The organism is Lysinibacillus sp. FW301-JW8 (assembly GCF_058788755.1).
This window is the reverse complement of sequence record NZ_JBYTBB010000082.1, coordinates 1-20,947: the sequence shown is the minus strand read 5'-3', so window position 1 is coordinate 20,947 and position 20,947 is coordinate 1. Positions and strand designations below refer to the sequence as shown.

Genomic DNA, 20,947 nt, shown 5'->3' with positions numbered 1-20,947 from the left:
CGTTTTGAAAAAGGGCTATACTTTTTAATTTGTCACCTTGATGTCATTGACATAATAGTATTTCAACAACATGAAGAGGAATAGATATGACTATTCCTCTAAAAAATTAATGTGTATGATTTTTATTCCGTACACCTACTAAGTAACCGACTAGTGCAATTGCTACTAGTACAACCCAAAAAGTTACCTCCCACACTGTAGAATGAGGGAACTCCACTGGTAAAATGCCAACTCTTTCGTGTGACAATGTTAACACAACAAGCTTCACCCCAACCCATCCTACAATTAAAAACGCAGCCGTTTCAAGTGAAGGGTAGTCATTTAATACTTTTACAAACCATTGTGCAGCGAACCGCATCATGATTACGCCAATAAACCCTCCGAGTAACATCACTGTAAATTGACCGCCATTGATACCGCCAATATCAAAATGCCCCAGCTCAGGTAGTGTGACCGCTATAGCTACTGCTGCAAGCATAGAATCGATAGCAAATGCAATATCTGCAGCCTCTACTTTAAGCACAGTCATCCAGAAACCACTACCTCTTTTTGCAACTTTCTCATTCGTTTCATCTGTTGAATCCTCTTTATGGCGTAAATCATATATATTTTTAGCAGACATGAATAATAAATATGCTGCTCCAAGCGCTTGAATCTGCCAATAATTCACTAGCGCTGTAATAATAAAAAGCGCTGAAAATCGGAAAATTAATGCGCCAAATAATCCGTAAAATAATGCCTTTTTTTGCTGCTCGCGCGGTAAATGTCTTACCATTACAGCCATTACAACTGCATTATCTGCTGCTAATAATCCTTCTAAAACAATAAGTACAATAAGTACCCACCCATATTGTAATAAAATTGCCTCCATGTAAGTGCCTCCTCTACCTCTGTATACCCAAATTAGTAATTACTATACAGGTACAAAAGAAAAGACCTCTGCCCTATAAAAAGGCAAAGGTCTCGCTAAGTAAATAATATCTACTCCATGCTAATTTTTATATAAAAGCATAGAGTAATTTACTATCACACCCGATGGTAACAACCATGTCTTGACGAATGTGAAACCAGCTACAACGCTCGTATCTGCTAGCTACTCCCCTTTGACAAAATGTCGAAGGTGTTCTTCTGTAAAAATTATTATAGCACTATCATTAAATGGTGGCAAAATTATCTATCCACTAGTTTATCTAATAGCAAATAAGATTTATAGGCGATACTATTTTATCTGAATTTGAAAGTTTCTATCTTCTCTATGTGCTAAATAGAAATCAATCATTATAGGCATCGTATCTATAAAATCAGGACAAGTAACCCCACCCTTTATCAAAATTGCCGCTGCTTCAGTTGTATCGAAATGAGCATTCCACGTTAAGTAGTCTAATGTTTCTTGTTCTACCCCAAGCTTTTTTCGAACTAGTGGTACTTGCAAAGATACTTTTGCTAGAATCAATGGTAATTGTCCTTTAGGATTTTTATTCGTTAACAATTTTACCATTGTTCGATATACTTCCTGTATTGGATGTGGATTGGGATCTGTTAAATGCAAGGTCTTCCCTTCAGCGCATTTTTCATCAACTAGATACGTTGAAGCATTAATAATATAGTCTACTGGAACTACATTAATTGTTGATGTAGATTGACCAATATACGGAATAAAAGGCAGCCATTTTAATTTGTCTACCATATTTAAAAAGAAGTAGGGGCCATCAAATTTGATAGTTTCTCCGGTTTCCGAATGACCACGCACAATACCAGGCCGAATAATCGTTAATGGAACTTCTGATTTTAAATCTTCTACACGATGCTCAGCTTCATATTTTGTTTCCTCATAATAGTTTTTAAATGCAAGAGGACGAATGAGTTCATTTTCTTTTAAAACACCTTCACGTGTACCTGCCACATAGGCTGTACTAAAGTACATATAACGTCTTAAATTTGGAAGACTTCGAACAAAATCATTGACCATTGTTGTACCATGCACATTAACCTTCCAAGCTATATCACGTGGTACTGCTAAATCATATATGGCAGCTAAGTGCCAAAGCACTTCTATTTGAGGTACAACTTCCTGTACTGTTTGATTTTCTAATCCAATATTCGGTAATGTAATATCTCCCTCTACTATACGAATTGAACAATTCGGAAACTCCGCGATAATAGAATCTTTTTCAATATTAGCCTTCATTAATTCTCCCGCTAAAACGATAACTACAACTTCCTGTGCCTGATTTTTCCGAAATAACTCCCTTATCAATTGACTTGAAATGAATCCTGGAAAACCTGTAAAAAAATGAACTCCCATCTCTCATTCCCCCTGAGCCTGCCGCATCTTCCGAGTTTCTTTATCCATTAAGCTATAAACTGTCGGTACAATATATAATGTCAGCAAAGTCGATGTCACAAGTCCGCCAATAACTGCAATACCCATAGGCCGATTCATCTCTGTTCCTTCACCAAAGCCCAGTGCCAGTGGTAGCAAACCTAAAATGGTCGTGAGCGCAGTCATTAAAATTGGGCGGAGCCTGTCCTGGGTAGCGAGTAAAATCGCATCATAGGTTCCCATTCCCTTAGACTTTTGCTGATTAATATAATCTACGAGCACAATTCCGTTATTAACGACAATCCCTACCAAGACTAAGATGCCTATAACAGAGGTCACCCCAATTAGCGTATTCGTCATAAACATTGCTATGGCAACGCCAATAATCATTAATGGTACTGTAAACATGATTACAAATGGATGCTTAAATGATTCGAATTGTGCTGCCATTACGATATATACAAGCACTACAGCTAGTGCAACGGCTAATAGCATATCATTGATAGCACTATCATAAAGTTCACGATCTCCACTAAAGACTACTTGTGTTTCAGAAGGTAACTTAGCCTTTTGCAATGCTTGGTCTACTTTAGCCGAAATACCTCCTAAAGATTCCTTTGTTTCATACTCTACAAAAAATGCTACAGCTGCCGCTTGATCAGATCGTCTAATTGATACTGGTCCTTCTTGAACAGCAACAGTAGCTATATCCTCAAGCTTTACAAATAAGCCAGCAGGAGAACGTAGCTGCATTGATTTTAAAGATTCAATACTATCATTAAAGATATGTCCAAAGCCTGTATAGACAGGTAATACTGCACCATCCTCTGCAATGATTTGTGTGGTTAGCTGTCCCTTTGTCATTTGATTAACCATTTGTGCAATTTGTGCAGGAACAAATCCGTAATCTTTTGCCCTTTCTCGATCTACCTCCACTTGAATTTCTTGTACAGTGTTATCTAAATCTGTGGAAACATTAGTCACAGCATTTACCTTTAAAAGCTCCTGTTGTACTTTATTGACAGCACTATGAAGCCGCTGCTCGTCAGAATCTGTTAATCTAAATGTCAAGGTATTTGGAGATGAGCCAGTTGATGTGGAGACATTAAAAGTGATTTCTGCCTGTTCACCTAGCTCAGCATGTAAATCTTGCTCAAGCTCCTCAACAAATTCAAAAATTGAACGTTTTCTATCTGCTAAAGGAACCAGCTTTACATATAGCTCAGCCTGATTTGCACTTGTTTGACCACGAGCCTGTGATTGCTGTGTGCCACCGACTAAGCTGACATATACATCCACATCGTTCTCCTGTTTTAAGCGATCTTCAATTTTCGCAACTATTTTCTCCGTTTCAGATACAGCAACACCCTTCTCTAAATTTACGTTAATAGAAGTAAATCCTTCATCGGTTGGAGGTAAAAATTCTGTACCAATTCGCATAAGACCAAACAGCGCGATACCAAAACATACGATTGTTGAGATAAGGACAAGCATTCGATGTCGCAATACCCAAACAATAGACGATTTATAATTTTTATATAAGAATGACTCATTACGTTTCTCATAAATGTTAACAGCTTTCATTTTTAAAAGACGGCTTGCAAGCATTGGAACAACCGTTAATGCAACCACTAAAGATGCAATTAAACTAAAAGAAATCGTTAAGGCAAATTCTGTAAATATTTGTCCTATTAATCCTTCAATAAACATGACAGGAATAAATACTGCAATTGTAGTAAGGGTGGATGCGGTGATAGCAAGTGCTACCTCTTTCGTTCCTTCTTTGGCTGCTATTATAGGACTCTTGCCAATTCCTAGATGGCGCTCAATATTTTCAATAACAACTATGGCATTATCTACAAGCATCCCAATCCCAAGCGCTAAAGCTCCTAATGTCATAATATTGAGGGAGAAGTTTGCAAAATACATTAAAACAAATGTAACAATTACTGAGTATGGAATAGCAATGCCTATAATAATAGGGCTTTTTACGCTACGTAAAAAGACAAATAGCACGAACATTGCGAATAAACCACCTAAAAGTAATGACGATCCAATATTGCTAATCGCCAAATCAACATAGTTTCCCTGATCTGTTAGTACATCAGCAACAATTCCTTGATACTGTTTCTTTGCTAATAATTCATTTAACGCATCTTGAAAGGCCTTTGATACTTCTGCTGTATTCGCACCTGACTCCTGTAAAACAGACATTAATACAGCTGGATGGTAATTTGCTCGTGTTGTCGTCATGGTTTTTTGCTCTACACGTTCAACAGCCGCTACATCTCCAACTGTCAAGGCTTTACCATCTAATGGATTTACTGAAACAATTAAATCTGCAATGTCTTCAGGTGTACTTAATGTGCTCAGGATACGTGTAGTTAGCATTTTCCCATCGTTTGTTAACACGGGCTCTCCTGGGAGAGATACATTATTCGATTGAATGATTTGTATGATATCCGCTTGCGTTAATCCCCTTTCAACTAGCTTCGATTCATCTAAAGTTAGTTGAACCTCTTCTACAAGCTTACCTGAGACATTTACACTTGCGACGCCTGCTGTTCGACGAAGCTCTTTTTCTAAGTCCTCTGCTAATAATCGCACGTCTACATCATCATTTTCTGCACGTAGCGAAAGCTGTATAATCGGAAATTGAGATGGGTCAAACTTTAAAAAGCTAGGCTTCCCAGCATCATTCGGTAAGGGAGTCATATCAATTCGCTGTAAAATATCAAGCTGCACATCTTCTATATTGGTTGACCAATTAAACTCAAGTACAATTAAATTGGATCCTTCTTGCGAGGTAGACTGTAGTTTTTTGATACCAGGCAGGGTTGCGAGCGTTGTTTCTAAAGGCTTGGTTATCTTTTCATTCACTTCTGTTGGACTCGCACCAGGATAAGAAGTAACAACGACGCCTATAGGTGGATGTAGCTCAGGAATTAGCGTAATTGGTATTTTTAATAAAGAAACCCCACCTAAAATAATGACAAATAGCATTGTAACAATTGTAAAAACGGGTCTTTTAATTGAAAAATCACTAATGTTCATTTTGTACAAAACTCCTTCTCTATCTCTTCTTCCTATGATAACCGAAAAGGAGAATAATTTATAAATTGGTATATTATATTGACGAATTCACTTGCAGCAGTAAATTTTTCGGATAAATGTACGAGTTGGCGAAGGCTAGAAGTGACAAGGTAATATTAATTATTGCTCAAAGCATGTCGACCTGACTTGTAGTGATAAACTGTATTTCCTAATACTGTATATATTCTACACGTTGCTCCAATTTTCCTTGTAAAAAAACACGAATCGCAAAATGTCGATTCGTGTTTGTTATTATAAGAGACTATATAGTTTAATGTTTTCGTTTTTATCAGCAAACCAACGCATAGCAAACTCATTTTCAAAAAGGAAAACAAGGTTATCAAAACGGTCTTTAACGAGCATTGAACGACCTGAAGACATGGATTCTTTTACATCCTCTTCATTTTCAATCCATCGTGCAATTTTTGATCCAATTGGCTCCATTTTCACTTCAACATTATATTCATTTTTCATACGATGTTCAAAAACTTCAAATTGTAATTGACCAACAGCCCCTAAAACGACTTCTTCTGTATGCAGTGTTTTATAATATTGAATAGCACCTTCTTGTACTAATTGCAAAATCCCTTTATGGAATTGCTTCGATTTCATCACGTTTTTCGCTGTTACACGCACAAATAACTCCGGTGTAAATTGTGGTAATTTTTCAAATTGGAATGCTTTCTTACCACCTACAACAGTGTCCCCAATTTGATATGTTCCTGTATCATATAAACCGATAATATCGCCAGCAACAGCTTCATCTACTGTTTCACGATCATCTGCTAGGAATTGTGTAGATTGTGTCACCTTGAACGATTTGCCTGTACGCGATAATGTCATATTCATACCACGTTCAAATTTACCAGATACAATACGAACAAAAGCGATTCGGTCACGATGGGCAGGATTCATATTTGCTTGGATTTTGAATATAAAGCCTGAAAATTCTCCATGTTCAACAGGATCAATAAATTGTTCATCTTCAGTAATTCTAGGCTGAGGTGTTGGTGCAAATTGTAAATAGGTTTCAAGGAATGTTTGGACACCAAAGTTCGTTAAAGCAGAGCCAAAGAAAACTGGAGTTAATTCACCACGACGAATCTTCTCTTCAGAATACGCATTTCCCGCTTCGTCGAGCAACATAATGTCATCCATTGCTTGTGAATAATAAGAAGTGACCTTCATAGGATGCTCAACTGCAAGTTCTCCATCTTCATCTATTGGCAAGAAGCGTTCTTCTTCATCAGTACGGAATTGCTCGATACGTTTATTATAACGATCATAAATACCTAGAAACTCTTTACCCATACCGATTGGCCAGTTCATTGGGTACGCATGAATGCCTAGTACCTCCTCAAGCTCTTCAATCAGCTCAAGTGGCTCTTTCCCTTGACGGTCTAGTTTATTAATAAAGGTAAAAATCGGAATTCCACGCATTTTACAAACTTTGAATAGCTTTAAAGTTTGTGCTTCAATCCCTTTGGCAGCATCGACAACCATAACAGCACTATCTACAGCCATTAATGTACGATACGTATCCTCTGAGAAATCTTGGTGACCTGGAGTATCTAAGATATTGACACGTGAGCCACTATAGTCGAATTGCATCACGGAGGAAGTTACAGAAATCCCACGCTGCTTTTCAATTTCCATCCAGTCAGATGTTGCAAACTTACCTGATTTTTTCCCTTTTACTGTACCAGCATCACGAATCGCACCACCGAATAGTAAAAGTTTTTCTGTAATCGTCGTTTTCCCAGCATCAGGGTGACTGATAATGGCAAATGTCCGACGCGATAATATATCTTTTTCTAAATTTGAATTCATCTCGTCATTCTCCTTTTTTCATACTTACTAATAATAAAAGAAGACTTGCCTTTCATACAAGCTTTTTACATGAATTCCCCAAAAAGAAAACCCTTTAGTGACTACTAAAAGGGTACTTTTACATCCATCAGTATGCCTGAGATATTGAAATTTACATATAATCGTTTAGAAAATTTCAAACAGACATTGATAATGGGGCATTCATTATACAAATTTTAATCGGCCCGCTTCTATAGCAATCTCTGCATCGTTATGTGGATATTTTGTATTCTCAATAATTTGGTAATCCTCATGACCTTTACCAGCAAAAATAATCATATCTCCTGGTTCGGCAATCTCAATTGCATGACGAACAGCCTCTGCACGATCACCAATACAAGCATAATGTTCATGAAGCATCCCTTTGGCAAGATCACCTGTTATACTATCGTAGGCTTCGTAGCGTGGGTCATCTGTCGTCAATATCACATAATCAGCTGCTGATGCCTTCTCAGCCATTGCTGGACGCTTCGATTTATCACGATTACCACCTGTACCCACAAGGAAGATGAGTTTCCCTTTTTTATACGGTTGAGCTGCTGCAATCGCCTTTTCAATTGCATCTGGAGTATGTGCATAATCCACAAAAATTTGCACTGGTAAATCTGAGCAAACTTTCTCCATTCGTCCTTTTACTGGTGGCAAATGCTCAATCTGCTCAATAATAGTTTCCATAGAGTAACCACGACCATAAAAAGCAATCATTGCAGCAAGTACATTGTAAATATTAAATTCCCCTAGTAAATTCATTTTTACGCGGAATATCCCTTCCGGCATTTCGACGTCAAAGGAAGTCATATAATCATGATACTCACAGTTAATTGCTCGGAAATCAGCTGTTTCATTTATCAGACCATATGTCCATACTGGGAAGGGTGTCATTGCAGCATAGCGCTCTGACCATGCGTCGTCAGCATTTAACACCGCAAATTTATTTTTTTCTAAATCTTGTCCAAGTTGAGAGAATAGTAAGCCTTTTGCATGACCATATTCCTCCATCGTACCATGGAAATCAAGATGATCATGAGTAAGATTTGTAAAAATGGCTACATCATAGTCGACGCCAGCCAAACGCCCTAGTGCTAAACCGTGGGAAGAAACCTCCATTGTCATAAGACGACAGCCTTCCATTTTGGCACGGAAAATCATTTGCTGCGTTGATAAAGCATCACTTGTTGTATTAGCAGATTCATATAAAATTCCATTTAAATTAAAGCCAATGGTTCCAGTTAGTGCTGACTTTTCACCCATACCATGCATAATATTCTGAATAATTCCTGTAACCGATGTTTTGCCATTTGTTCCTGTTACCCCGATCATTGTTATATCCTTTGAGGGATAATCAAAGAACTTAGCAGCTAGTAAGCCAACTGCTCTGTCGGTATCTTTCACAATAACCTGTGCAATCGAATCTCCTAAAGGTAATTCACGTTCGGTCACTATGATTGTCGCGCCACCCTCAACTGCTTTTAGTGCATAGTCATGACCATCCACTGTGTACCCTTTTATACAAACAAACATACTATTAGGCTGCACACTTCGAGAATCCACCACAATATCACAGACTTGGTCTGGTAACACTCCAATTATTTTTTTCAAAGGTAATGCACTTAACAATTCCTCTGCATACATTTCATAGTCCTCCAATCAATCTCAACACTCATTTCATCATTCATTGTTTTTCGACAAAAAATGACAATATGAATTCCCCCACATTCTATTGAATTTATTTTACTACTTATTTCTCGATAAATAAAATGTCTCATGAATTGTTTTACAATGAAAACGTTATCATTTCAATATAAAGTTAATAATCGGTCTAAATTGGTCTTTCTTAATTAATAATCGCCATTTATCGACAACTATAATTCAAGTGAATTAGAAAATGTGGTCTTTGGAGAATCAAGCAAATAAAACAGAGAGGTGTCTAGATTTTTATAGTCTGACACCTCCCTCAATGCTATTTCATAATTGTTCGCACAATTTTAACTTTTTGTTTATATGGCGGAAAGAGAACATTTGTCTCCAATTTCGAAGATTTTTTTAGAATGGACTTTGGATGCGTAAAGTTTTCAAAGCTAGCCTTCCCATGGTAAGCCTTTACTCCTGACGGTCCAACACCCCCAAATGGCAGATGTAAATTGCCAACATGTGTAATCGTATCATTAATGCAACCACCGCCAAATGGCAGTTCTTCTAAGAAGTACTGGATAGCCTTGTCATGCTCTGAGAAAAAATAGGCCGCTAAAGGCTTTGGTAACTGACGTATTTGATGAATTGCCAGTGGTAAATCATCATACATCATGACAGGTAGAATGGGACCAAACAATTCATCTTGCATGGAAGGATTTGACCACTTCACGTATTCAATAATGGTAGGCTCAATATAAAGGTCATCACGATCTGTTCTTCCCCCAAATGTTATAGCATCGCGTTCCTCCATTATAATTCTCTGTAGACGATCAAATTGTCTTAAACTAACGATACGACCGTAATCAGGACTTTTCAACGCATTTTTCCCATAAAAAGAACGAATGGTATCCTTTAATAATTTCATAAACGGGTCATAGACATCTTTATGGACTAGTAGATAATCTGGCGCTACACATGTCTGTCCAGTATTTGTAAATTTCCCCCAGGCAATTCTTTTAGCCGCTACTTCTAAATTAGCTGTTTGATCGACAATCGCAGGACTTTTCCCCCCAAGCTCTAAAGCAACTGGTGTTAATCTTTCCGCTGCCGCCTTGGCAACCACTTTACCTACTGCAACGCTACCAGTAAAAAATATATAGTCAAATGAGGCATGAATAAGGGCTGTTACTTCCTCTTTTTCTCCCTCCACAACGCGTACATAGAAGGGATGGAATGTTTCTTCAATTATTTTCTTTACAATCGCTGCCGTATGCACGGACGTTTCTGATGGTTTTACAATTGCCGTATTCCCCCCAACAATGGCTCCTACTAATGGCTCCATAACAAGCTGGAATGGATAATTAAATGGACCAATAATTAGTGTCACTCCATATGGCTCTCGCACAATAAAGCTTTTTCCCATCTGATATTGGATGGGCGTTTTAACAGCTTCTGGCTCCATCCATTCCTCCACATGCTTCACCATATAAGAAATACTATCTAACACAATACCAATTTCTGTTGCGTATGCTTCAAATTCGCTTTTTCGCAAATCTAAATACAGCGCATTTAAAATTTCTTTTTCGTATTTTAAAATAGATTTCTTCAGTTTAATTAATTGTTCTTTTCGAAATTTAGCACTCTTCGTCGCTCTTGAAAAATAAAATTGACGTTGCTCAGTTATCATATTTTCCACATCTTGAGTCGTAAAATTCATCTCAAAGCACCCCTTTTTTTAAAATGGCATACATAGTTTTTTCATTTCGAAACAAACTATCATTGTCTATACGATACAACATTGAAGACAAAAATTCCTCTTTCTAACAAGGTGGTGTTGATGATTCTAATGAGCTTAATCCTTCATGAGGATGTTTTAGTTTTTTGATTTTTGGAAATATACAACTACATATTTAAAATTGAAGCGGGGGCGTAGATGAATGACAACAACAACAGGAACTTGGTGGGAGTCTATTTTTTCAGGACCATTAGCACACGGTATTTGTGAAGAAAAAATATTGCTATTGCAAGATGAGGCTTTCTTATATCTCTCTACAGCACCAACAGAGAAAAATGAAGAGTCTGATATCAATTAAAAATAGCGCATTATAGGGATGTATTTCCTATAATGCGCTATTTTTCGTGCTTCATACGTTTTCATTAATTAACTATCACTAATTGCTGTATTTGCTTTAACTCTGCATCTAATCGTTGAATGGCTTCTTCCTCAATTGCAAAGCCTCCATTTTCAAGTCTAATAATTTGTTGATCCAAAATATATACAGAATGTGCAATCGTTGTGGCCCCTAAAACTGCCAAAATCGGTTTTAATGCATATTCTAGCGCAAGTAAATGACCAATAGAGCCGCCCACAGCAATCGGTAAAATTAGCTTTCCATGTAATGCCTTTTGAGGTAACAAATCAATGTACGTTTTTAAAATACCTGTATAGGATGCTTTATAAATTGGTGTTAAAACAACAACGATGTCTGCTTCTTCTATTTGCTTATTTTCAGAAATAATAGCCTCACTTGTAAAATTAGCTGTTATCAAATCCTCTGCTGGCAATTCGTATACGAAATTATTATGGACAGCTACCCCCTGTGCTTTAAAATAGTTCTCCACTTTTTCTTGAATTGCTGTTACACGAGAATTTTTTGAATTACTTCCATTAATAATAACTGCTTTTGTCATCCTGACCACTCCCTTTAATTAGTAAAATAATCTCCTAACATGTTGACTAAACTTTTCCTCAATTCAAATAGAAAATGACTTAAAAATAATAAAAAAGCCTCTTTTACAAAGTGAAAACTCGCTTTGTAATAGAAGCCTCTAGATGTCTAGTCAACTTAATTTAAAATACCTAGTAATCCTATAAATTTAATTTATCATAAAAACCTATTAAGTCAATAGGCTTTTTACCAAAAAAAAAAATCTACATTCATTTATCAAATCAGTTTGTTAATGAATGTAGATATAGGCTATTGATGTATCGCTTTATCGAAAATGCCTTTTGCTGCATCACCAATATGCTCTGATACTGTTGGATGTGGGAATATCATTTTTGCAAGCGTATGAGCAGTACCACCAGCATTTTTCGTCGCTAAAATTGCATTTAGTACTTCTGTTGCTCCATCGGCGACTACACATGCACCTAAAATATGCCCTTCCGCCTTTGTTGCAATCAGCTTTACAAAGCCCTCTGTATTTCCCTCCATTAGTGCCTTAGAATTGGAGTGAACAGGTATCTTTACAACAGTATATGGCTCCTTCACCTGATTCTCTAATAAACCAAATGTAGCAATTTCAGGATGTGTATAAACACAACGAGGAATAGCTTCTTGTTCAATTAATGGCGGTTTATTTCCTAAGATATGATCAATCACATGAATACCCTCTGCACTAGCTGAATGGGCTAGCTGATAGCCACCAACTAAATCGCCTATTGCATAAATATGAGGCTGACTAGTTTCTAGATGCTCATTAACAGCAATTAAACGACCATCAAATGTTAATCCCAATTGCTGAGCTATTTCTGTATTTGGACGTCGACCTGTCGCAAATAAGAGATTTTCATATGTATAAATTCCTTTAGATGTATGAATTTCATTGTCTTTAAAATGGTTAAATTGAAAATCTGTGACAAGTTCAATTCCGAGTTTTCCCATTTTTTGACGAATTAGAGGTCTTGCATCTGGTTCTTCTGTCTGTAAAATATCCTCACTATGATTCAGCATTGTTACCTTTGTGCCAAGTGGCGCTAAGCTAAATGCCATTTCTACTGCAATAACACCGCCGCCAATAATGGTTAACTGCTTTGGTAGCTCATCAATAGTAAAAAAAGTATCTGTCGTATAGTACCTAGATGACTCTATTCCTTTGAATGGTGGTACAAATGGTTTACTTCCTGTTGCTAAAATAATATCCGTTGCAGTAAATATTTCTTTTCCGACAGTTACAGTCAAATCCTTAGCAACTGAAGCTTCACCACTGTAAAACGTAATGTGATTACTTAAAATATATCCTTCAATATTTGCTAAAAGTTCTTCAATTAGAGAGTCCTTCCGCTGCATCAACCGGGTAAAATTAACATTTACTTCAGGTGTTTCAATACCCCAGTCATTACCACGTTTTATTTCCTGTATAAGCTTACTATGCTCCAGCAAAATCTTTGAAGGGATACACCCAACATTATAGCAGGCCCCTCCTACTTTATGGCGTTCTACTAAAGCTACTTTCTTGCCACTTTTAGCTGCATAAATAGCTGCTACATAGCCGCCAGGACCTGCGCCAATAATTGCAATATCAAATTTTTCCATAAAATTCACCTCATTTACCACCATATCACTTACAAAATTCGAATGCAATGGCTTATCATGAACAGAGATTTCGGTAATATTCATCTGATTGAAATAGTATTTTGCTAGCTGTCAAAGAAAACAAATAAAGGACTATAGAAACATTCATTAATTAATAAGTAGTAGCAATTTGATAATAAAGTACAAAAAGCCCCTCATCTTCTTTCTAGAAGCATGAGAGACTTTATTAATAATCGAAAAAGGTGTCACGCATACATGATTTACTCGACTTAGCGTTAAAGTATTGAATAATGGATGATGCAAATCAGTTAGTCATTTCTTGTGAATAAATCACGGCAAGTTAATAAATATTGCGCTGCCAAAAACGTTGCTGGGCAATAGCATCTACATATTTTTTAGCAAAGTCTTTATTACCAGTTGCCAGTACAATCCCTGGTCCTACATTTGCATTGGACATATTAAAAAATGTCGTTCCCGTTGCAGCAATACCAATTGGCTTATAATGTCGATACGATTCGTTCATGTAGTTAACAATATGTGTATTGAACTTTGCCTGATTATTTGCCTTTACCCCTACAACGTATAATGAATCAAATAATACTGCGTCGGTTGTAATAAATGTTTCACTTGCGGTAAATTGTACACCGTTACTACTTGTCACTACCCCTAGCCTATCTGAAATAATACTGTATCGTACGCCTTGTCGCGTTAAATACTTCAGTACTTCCCCCACCTCATTAGCATCAAAACCATCACCAATCAGCACACCAACCCTTAGTGTTTGAGGTACTTTTATAGTATTAGCCTGGCTCAGTGCTGGGGAGGATGCTGTAACATTTATTTGTTCACCGGTTGGACGGTTGACACCAACATTATCTGCAATTGTCTTTGCCATCGCTTTATCCACTCGAACAAACATATTGACGACCTGCTGACGTACTGATTTACTTTTTACTTTTCCTACCTCAAAGCTAAAGGCTTCTATAATATGCTGCTTTTCTGGAGGCGACATACTATTCCAGAACAACCTAGCCTGTGAAAAATGATCATCAAAGGATTTGCTTCGCGCTCGTGTAATACGCCCTTCCACCTTTTCCTCATAGTGGACATAGCCACCCTCCTTTGCTGTAGATGTCGAAGGAGTATTATTTGCCAAAGAGTTTTTATGGTAACTGACCCTTCCTAAATTGATGGTTTGTCGACTGAAGCCATTGCGTTGATTGTTGTGAATTGGGCAAACAGGTCGATTAATCGGTATTTCTGCAAAGTTAGGTCCGCCTAGGCGTATGAGCTGTGTATCTAAATAAGAAAATAGACGCCCCTGTAAAAGTGGATCATTGGTAAAATCTATACCAGGTACTACATTTCCTGGATGAAAGGCAACCTGTTCCGTTTCAGCAAAAACATTATCCACATTACGATTCAAGGTCATTTTGCCAATTTTTTTCACAGGCACTATTTCTTCAGGCCAAAGCTTTGTAGCATCTAAAATATCAAAATCAAATTTAAATTCATCCTCTGGCTCAAGCATCTGCACGCCTAGCTCAAATTCAGGATAATCGCCAATTTCAATAGCTTCCCATAAATCACGTCTTTGAAAGTCTGAATCCTTTCCACCGATAATTTGTGCCTCATCCCAAACCAATGAATGAACACCTAGCACAGGCTTCCAATGAAACTTTACAAATCTCGATTTCCCTTTTTCATTGACGAAACGGAATGCATGGACACCGAAGCCCTCCATCATCCGAAAGCTTCTAGGTATTGCACGGTCCGACATAACCCACATCACCATATGTGCAATTTCTTGATTATTCGCGACAAAGTCCCAAAATGTATCATGTGCAGAGGCAGCTTGGGGCATATCATTATGAGGCTCTGGTTTTACTGCATGAATTAAATCAGGAAACTTAATGGCATCCTGAATAAAAAAAACAGGGATATTATTGCCAACTAAATCATAATTGCCTTCATCTGTGTAAAACTTCGTGGCAAACCCACGCACATCTCGAGCTGTATCCATCGAGCCAAGACTGCCCACTACTGTCGAAAATCTGACAAAGACAGGCGTTTTTTTGCTAGGTTCCTGTAAAAACTTTGCCTTCGTATACTCTTTCATCGACTCATACAATTCAAACTCACCATGAGCAGCAAAGCCTCTTGCATGAACGACACGCTCTGGGATACGCTCATGATCAAAATGGGTTATTTTCTCTCTGAGGTGAAAATCCTCCATTATCGTTGGGCCACGTACACCCGCTTTCAACGAATCCTCATCATTCGAAACTTTAAGCCCCTGATTTGTCGTCATCTTTGTTCCATCATTATCGACACGAAATTGTTCTAGCTGCTGATCCTTTGCATTCTCCTCCAAATCTTTGCGTTGATTCGACTTAGATTTATCCACACAATCCCCTTTCATTTCCATACTCAGAATTCTCAATATACACTATATGTTTGTCTGGAATAAACATGCTTTCAAAAGCAGTCTACAAAGAATGGCAAAACACAGTATTTTTGTTTATAAAGAAAACCTTGATTGGCCACAAGCCTCTCAAGGTTTCTCATTTTTATTCTGCAATCTTTAAAACTTTTGTCATTTTCTCAAGCTGTCTGACTGTTGGTGTTAAATTGGCAAAGAAATAGGCCTCTCGAAGCTTACGTGAAGGTGTACTACCAACGATATAACCAGCAGATCCATTGTGCAGCATATTTGCCTGTACTGCCGCCAATGTGGCATAGACTGTCTGTAAGCGAAGCTGACAAATTTTATATAAATCCGTTTCACCTGCTAGTATGCTTGATTGTAAAGCTTCTTGTAATTGCTGAAGCTCTTTTGCAAGTCCATCTGCCTGAACCTGTAAATAATCATTACAGCCATTCTGCTTTGCTTTCACTTTTCCAATTCCTTCAATACATGCCTCCATCACACCAAACCCTAGTGGTATTTGATACAGTACAAATGTTGGTCGAATCTTATCAACAAATATACTAGCATCATGTGCTACTACATATTCATCAGCTACAAAGACTTGATCAAATTTGCAGCTATAAGTGGCACTACCATTAACCCCTAAGAAATGAATTTTTTCTTTCAGCGTGATCGCTGAATTATTTGTATTGACGAATAGCATTACTTCTTTTCCTTCATAGCAGGCAATGGCTCCAAACCAATGATTATCAGCCAAGTTGGAAACAGCAGGTAACACACCGTTTAAAACATAGCCACCGTCAACACGTTCAGCTGATAAATGCAGCTTTTCTAGACCTGCGTAAAACTTCATAGGATTCGATAAACCTGTGGCTCCAAGCAGCTCGCCACCTTCAAGTAAAGGCAATACTGCTGCACGTAACCCAGAATTGCTCGATTTACGAATATACGTTAATGCAGCAAGGTGGCACCATAGGCAAAATGCAGTTGTCATACAGACCTTTGCCGTTTCTTGTACAATTGTTAGCTCATCTAGAAGTGTACTTTGTTCATCCTTTTGTGATGATTGGAAAAAGCCTGCTTTTCCAAGAGCAAATAAATATTCTTCCGCATAATAAGCTTCCTCATCAATCTTTTTTACCAACGGCTTTAATTTATCATCGATTAAGGCCCGTAAAACTATTGCGTCTACTGCCATGGCTCCCACTCCTATCCTTCAATTATCCTGCTATACTAAGAACTAGATTTTTTGTTTTCTTAATTTTACTTATCTGCTAATTCTGTTAATGATGTAATTGGTGTTTGTACAGCTTCTCGAGCTCGTTTTACTGCTGCTTCATCTGGTGCATCATAGAAGCATAAACATTTAGACATATCCTCACAAACATAAGTACGTGAAAAATGTACTTCTGGTACTTCTTCATAGTGAACTGAATTTTTCTTTTTACGTGCTAAGTATTGATCCATTGTAATCTCCGCAGGAATTTCCCACTCCACTAAGTAATTCACTACTTCCTGATTTTGCTTCACATCCTCAAGCTCTTTACCAACAAGACGTACTTCCTTCACTAAATCTGCTTGTACATGCTGAGCAGTCAATGCCACAGTTGCTTGGGCTTCTTCATTAGCTTCTACAATGAAGTAAGCGCGGCTGAAATCTTTAGCTACCTGCACCTCAATCACTGTCACATCCTGTGAATCACTGATACGCTCCACTAATGCTGAAAACTGCTCTTTGTTTGTAATTTCACTTACTGTTGATTCTACCAAATATAAACTCATAGTAAATACCTCCGAATAGTTAGTTTTTTCTTTATGTGAGTTATTTTATTATACTTACTTAATAAAAACAACTGAATTTACTAAAAATTATATTTTGTGCTACACTACTGCATGGAGGGAACTACAATGAAAACACGTTATGACTTACCATGCAATATTGCACAAACTTTAAATATTATCGGTGATCGCTGGACTTTACTCATTTTGCATGAGCTTTTAATTGGTCAAACAAATTTCAATGATATTAAATTAAATTTGCCAGGACTTTCAGCGAATCTCTTATCTGCACGTTTAAAATCATTGGAGGAAGCTGGTTTAGTAGCATCAACCCTTTATTCAGCACATCCACCACGTTATGCCTATTCACTAACAGATGCAGGTAAGGCATTGGAGCCAATATTTAACGCCATGATTTTATGGGGCAGTGAACATTTAGACCAGTGCTACAAGGAAATTGTTGATGCAAAAACAGGGGAACGTGTAGAGATTGGCTATTATGCAAAAAATACGGGTGAACGCATTGATACCATTCAAATACGCCCTATTGCAAAATAAACTGATTGAACAACTTATAGCCTTTACATAGCCAGGAATTCTGCCATACCTTGGCAGAATTCTAAGGAGCTATCCTATGCCCCCTGTCCTCCCCAGATTTTTGTCACCCAATTTTCAAAATAGCGGATGGCTTTGTCTAAAAGTAAGCCTAGTACACCAATCACAATAATAGCTGCCATGACTAAATCCAGACTAAGTGAATTTCGTGCATCCACTATTAAAAACCCGAGACCAGATTGTGCACCTACCATTTCTCCCGCCACAAGAAATATCCATGCACTACCTAAGGCCATATGCAAGCCATTCGCGATCATTGGAAAGGCGGCTGGAAAAACTATTTTTTTTAATAAATGAAACTGAGACATTTCAAAATTTGCTGCAACTCGTAGATAAACATTATCCACTTTTTTCACTGCTGACACGGTTGATAGTAGTATAGGAAAAAACGCAGCAATAAAAATAATAACAATAGCTGGCATATTTCCAATACCAAACCACAAGACAATAAATGGTGACCATGCAATTGGCGAAACAGGGCGTAGTACTTGCACAATTGGATCTAAAATAGACCAAACCTTCGTCCATCTACCTAGAAAAAGCCCCAAAATAACTGCTACTACCACTGCTAATAAATAACCACTAAAAAATCGAAATAGACTAATTTGTATATGCTCAAAAATAGAGCCATCCTTAATAATTTCCATTAATGCTGTTAAAACATCTAATGGTGGTGGAAATAATGCCGCATCATGTCCTCCAATAACCGTAACTAGTTGCCAAATGCAAAGTAATAGTATTAATCCAAGTAAAATAGGTCCTATTTTTTTCATTCAACTATCACCCTACTTTTCTTCAATTAATGAAGAATCCACAAATTCATCATATGTCGGCGGATTTTCTGATAAGCCCATTTCTATTAGTGAATCTCTTAAAATCTTATAGGCATCTTCTTCAATTTTTAAATTATTATAAGAGATCCAATTCAACGATAAATCTAACACTTCTTTATCCACTTTTATATACTCTGCCACTACCTCATGAGCATGGTCATCATTGGCATTCATCAGCTCACCAGCAGCAGAATAATCCTTCACAAATTGTTTAGCAATATCTTTATGTTCCTCAATAAATGCATTTCGTAATACTAAACCACAGTCAATAGAGTTTGGCCAGATTTCTTCAGACTGGAATAAAACCTTTCCTTTTTCGAGTGATACAGAAATCGCACCAAATGGCTCTGCAACCACATATCCTGCAATTCGACCTTCTGCTAAAGCAGCTGGCATTTCTGCTGGAGGAAGCTCCACAACATCAACATCCTGATAATTTATACCAGCGTCCTGAAGCATTCGATACAATAAAATATTATGTGTGGAGTATTTATTTGGGATAGCAAAGCTTTTCCCCTTTAAATCTTCAGCTTTTTCAACATTAGGTGCCACTACGACAACATTTCCATCACGGTGTCCTAAAGCTACAGCCTTTAAATCTATTCCCTGCTCCTTTGCCTTCATTGCAAGCTGAATTAGTACGGATGCACCATCTATTTTACCTGTATTTAATGCATCCATTAGCTCCGGCCAAGACCCAAATTTCACCAGCTCAATAGCATAGCCCTCGTATTCTTTGTCTGTCTGCATGTAAAGTGGTGCCGCGTGAGTAATAGGCAGATAGCCAATTTTAACAATTTTTTTAACGTCTGCTGTATTTGTACCGCCACTCTCTTCACTTTTCCCACAAGCTGATAAAATAAGTAATAAAGTCAATATAAAAAACAATGGTAAATATTTTTTCATCGATTTTCCTCCGTATTAAATGTTGTATTCAATCGTGTCCTGCGATTGTGTAAATTGGAATTCATTAAAAATAACTTCTCGGAAATGTTGGAATTCTGAATCTGCTCGATCTCTAGGCTTAGTACTTCGTAAATGTAGTTCACGATGAATTCGCCCAGGATTTGGACTCATGATAAATATTCGATCTGCCAAATAAATCGCTTCGTCAATATCATGTGTTACCAATAAAATTGTTGTTCGTTCTTCCTTTTGAATGGCAAGAAGCTCATCTTGCAAATAATAACGAGTAAATGTATCAAGTGCTGCAAATGGTTCATCCATCAAAATTACCTCAGGTCGTATTGCTAGCGCACGAGCAATTGCCACACGCTGCTGCATTCCTCCTGATAATTCACTAGGTAATGCGGAAAGACGGTCATCTAAACCTACAAGCTTGAGATAGTGTTTAGCACGCTGCTGACGCTCTATCTTGGATAATGCCTCCCCTTCTAAAGCCAACTCCACATTTTTTTGAACAGAACGCCAAGGAAGTAGCCCATAATTTTGCATCAGCATAATACAACGCTTGCTTGCCTTTGTTACAGGCTGATTATCTAGTAGTACTTGTCCAGTTGTTGGTTGTTCAAAGCCTCCAACTAAATTTAAAAGTGTACTTTTACCACAACCACTTTTACCTAAAATGGCGATTATTTCACCCTTTTGAATATCCAATGAAATTTGATTAAGCACTATTTGTTCGATAAATTTTTTACTTACCTGCTGAATAGAAATTAACGGTGCTGTCATCTGAATAATGTCACCTCGTTTTATTCTTATAATTTTACTAGGTTTAATATGTTTTAAGTTATTTTATTATACTCAGTCCAAAATTACAACCTAATTTTATGAAAAAAAATTGTATTCAGACAATTTACTGCCTAAGAACAATAAAAAGCAGATTTTCTATAGTAACTAGAAAATCTGCTCATGTTGTTGAAATACTATTATGTCAATGACATCAAGGTGACAAATCAAAAAGTATAGCTCTTTTTCAAAACGAGGGGTTGATCTCCGTTCCGACTGAGTGCTTTCCTGGGGCGTCCGATGAGCCGCTTCACTCGCGTTGCTCGCTCCAGGGTCTCATCTGTGACGCTGAATCCCCGAGGAGTCA

16 protein-coding genes are annotated in these 20,947 nt (G+C 37.4%); 2 read left to right on the top strand and 14 right to left on the bottom strand.

Annotated features, from left to right (window positions below; all coding sequences use genetic code 11):
* Positions 1 to 106: 106 nt before the first annotated feature.
* The 6 genes from AC3WOM_RS23600 to AC3WOM_RS23575 all read right to left on the bottom strand — a co-directional run bounded on the left by AC3WOM_RS23600 (position 107) and on the right by AC3WOM_RS23575 (position 10,634).
* Positions 107 to 871, bottom strand: a complete 765-nt coding sequence (locus AC3WOM_RS23600; RefSeq protein ID WP_492448595.1) for a TerC family protein — start codon at positions 869 to 871, stop codon at positions 107 to 109.
* A gap of 348 nt (positions 872 to 1,219) precedes the next feature.
* Positions 1,220 to 2,305, bottom strand: coding sequence for an SDR family oxidoreductase (locus AC3WOM_RS23595; RefSeq protein WP_492448594.1), 1,086 nt, complete (start codon positions 2,303 to 2,305; stop codon positions 1,220 to 1,222).
* A gap of 3 nt (positions 2,306 to 2,308) precedes the next feature.
* Positions 2,309 to 5,377 (bottom strand): efflux RND transporter permease subunit, encoded by a 3,069-nt coding sequence (locus tag AC3WOM_RS23590; protein ID WP_492448593.1) that lies wholly within the window; start codon positions 5,375 to 5,377, stop codon positions 2,309 to 2,311.
* A gap of 291 nt (positions 5,378 to 5,668) precedes the next feature.
* Positions 5,669 to 7,246: a peptide chain release factor 3 gene (locus AC3WOM_RS23585; RefSeq protein ID WP_492448592.1), complete on the bottom strand. Its 1,578-nt coding sequence runs from the start codon at positions 7,244 to 7,246 to the stop codon at positions 5,669 to 5,671.
* A 204-nt stretch (positions 7,247 to 7,450) separates the two neighbouring features.
* Entirely contained in the window at positions 7,451 to 8,917 is a 1,467-nt protein-coding gene (locus AC3WOM_RS23580) for a UDP-N-acetylmuramoyl-L-alanyl-D-glutamate--2,6-diaminopimelate ligase (RefSeq protein ID WP_427538428.1), read from the bottom strand.
* Positions 8,918 to 9,245: 328 nt separating this feature from the next.
* The gene (locus AC3WOM_RS23575; protein ID WP_492448591.1) at positions 9,246 to 10,634 is read right to left on the bottom strand and encodes an aldehyde dehydrogenase; all 1,389 of its coding nucleotides are present in this window, start codon (positions 10,632 to 10,634) and stop codon (positions 9,246 to 9,248) included.
* Between the two features lie 220 nt (positions 10,635 to 10,854).
* Between AC3WOM_RS23575 and AC3WOM_RS23570 the strand changes: the two genes are divergently transcribed.
* Positions 10,855 to 11,010, top strand: coding sequence for a hypothetical protein (locus AC3WOM_RS23570; RefSeq protein ID WP_427538434.1), 156 nt, complete (start codon positions 10,855 to 10,857; stop codon positions 11,008 to 11,010).
* 64 nt (positions 11,011 to 11,074) lie between these two features.
* Here the strand turns inward: AC3WOM_RS23570 and ssuE are convergent, their stop codons facing one another.
* The 5 genes from ssuE to AC3WOM_RS23545 form a co-directional block, all read right to left on the bottom strand.
* Positions 11,075 to 11,608, bottom strand: coding sequence for an NADPH-dependent FMN reductase (gene ssuE / locus AC3WOM_RS23565; protein WP_427538440.1), 534 nt, complete (start codon positions 11,606 to 11,608; stop codon positions 11,075 to 11,077).
* Positions 11,609 to 11,895: 287 nt separating this feature from the next.
* The gene (lpdA, locus tag AC3WOM_RS23560) at positions 11,896 to 13,233 is read right to left on the bottom strand and encodes a dihydrolipoyl dehydrogenase (protein ID WP_492448590.1); all 1,338 of its coding nucleotides are present in this window, start codon (positions 13,231 to 13,233) and stop codon (positions 11,896 to 11,898) included.
* Positions 13,234 to 13,573: 340 nt separating this feature from the next.
* Positions 13,574 to 15,655 carry a catalase gene (locus tag AC3WOM_RS23555; protein WP_427538880.1) on the bottom strand — a complete coding sequence of 694 codons (2,082 nt, stop codon included), beginning with the start codon at positions 15,653 to 15,655 and terminating at the stop codon, positions 13,574 to 13,576.
* 148 nt (positions 15,656 to 15,803) lie between these two features.
* Positions 15,804 to 16,862, bottom strand: coding sequence for an acyl-CoA dehydrogenase family protein (locus AC3WOM_RS23550; RefSeq protein WP_492448589.1), 1,059 nt, complete (start codon positions 16,860 to 16,862; stop codon positions 15,804 to 15,806).
* A 65-nt stretch (positions 16,863 to 16,927) separates the two neighbouring features.
* Complete coding sequence (locus tag AC3WOM_RS23545) at positions 16,928 to 17,446, bottom strand: DUF4242 domain-containing protein (RefSeq protein WP_492448587.1); 519 nt, start codon at positions 17,444 to 17,446, stop codon at positions 16,928 to 16,930.
* 126 nt (positions 17,447 to 17,572) lie between these two features.
* Between AC3WOM_RS23545 and AC3WOM_RS23540 the strand changes: the two genes are divergently transcribed.
* Positions 17,573 to 18,001, top strand: coding sequence for a winged helix-turn-helix transcriptional regulator (locus tag AC3WOM_RS23540; protein ID WP_492448586.1), 429 nt, complete (start codon positions 17,573 to 17,575; stop codon positions 17,999 to 18,001).
* A gap of 74 nt (positions 18,002 to 18,075) precedes the next feature.
* Here AC3WOM_RS23540 and AC3WOM_RS23535 read toward each other — a convergent pair whose 3' ends face one another.
* From AC3WOM_RS23535 to AC3WOM_RS23525, 3 genes are read right to left on the bottom strand one after another with little or no spacing between them, the layout of a single operon-like run.
* Positions 18,076 to 18,831: an ABC transporter permease gene (locus AC3WOM_RS23535; RefSeq protein WP_492448585.1), complete on the bottom strand. Its 756-nt coding sequence runs from the start codon at positions 18,829 to 18,831 to the stop codon at positions 18,076 to 18,078.
* A gap of 12 nt (positions 18,832 to 18,843) precedes the next feature.
* On the bottom strand, positions 18,844 to 19,797 hold the full coding sequence (locus AC3WOM_RS23530; protein ID WP_492448584.1) for an ABC transporter substrate-binding protein: 954 nt from the start codon (positions 19,795 to 19,797) through the stop codon (positions 18,844 to 18,846).
* Between the two features lie 15 nt (positions 19,798 to 19,812).
* Positions 19,813 to 20,583, bottom strand: a complete 771-nt coding sequence (locus AC3WOM_RS23525) for an ABC transporter ATP-binding protein (protein ID WP_492448582.1) — start codon at positions 20,581 to 20,583, stop codon at positions 19,813 to 19,815.
* Between the last annotated feature and the right edge of the window lie 364 nt (positions 20,584 to 20,947).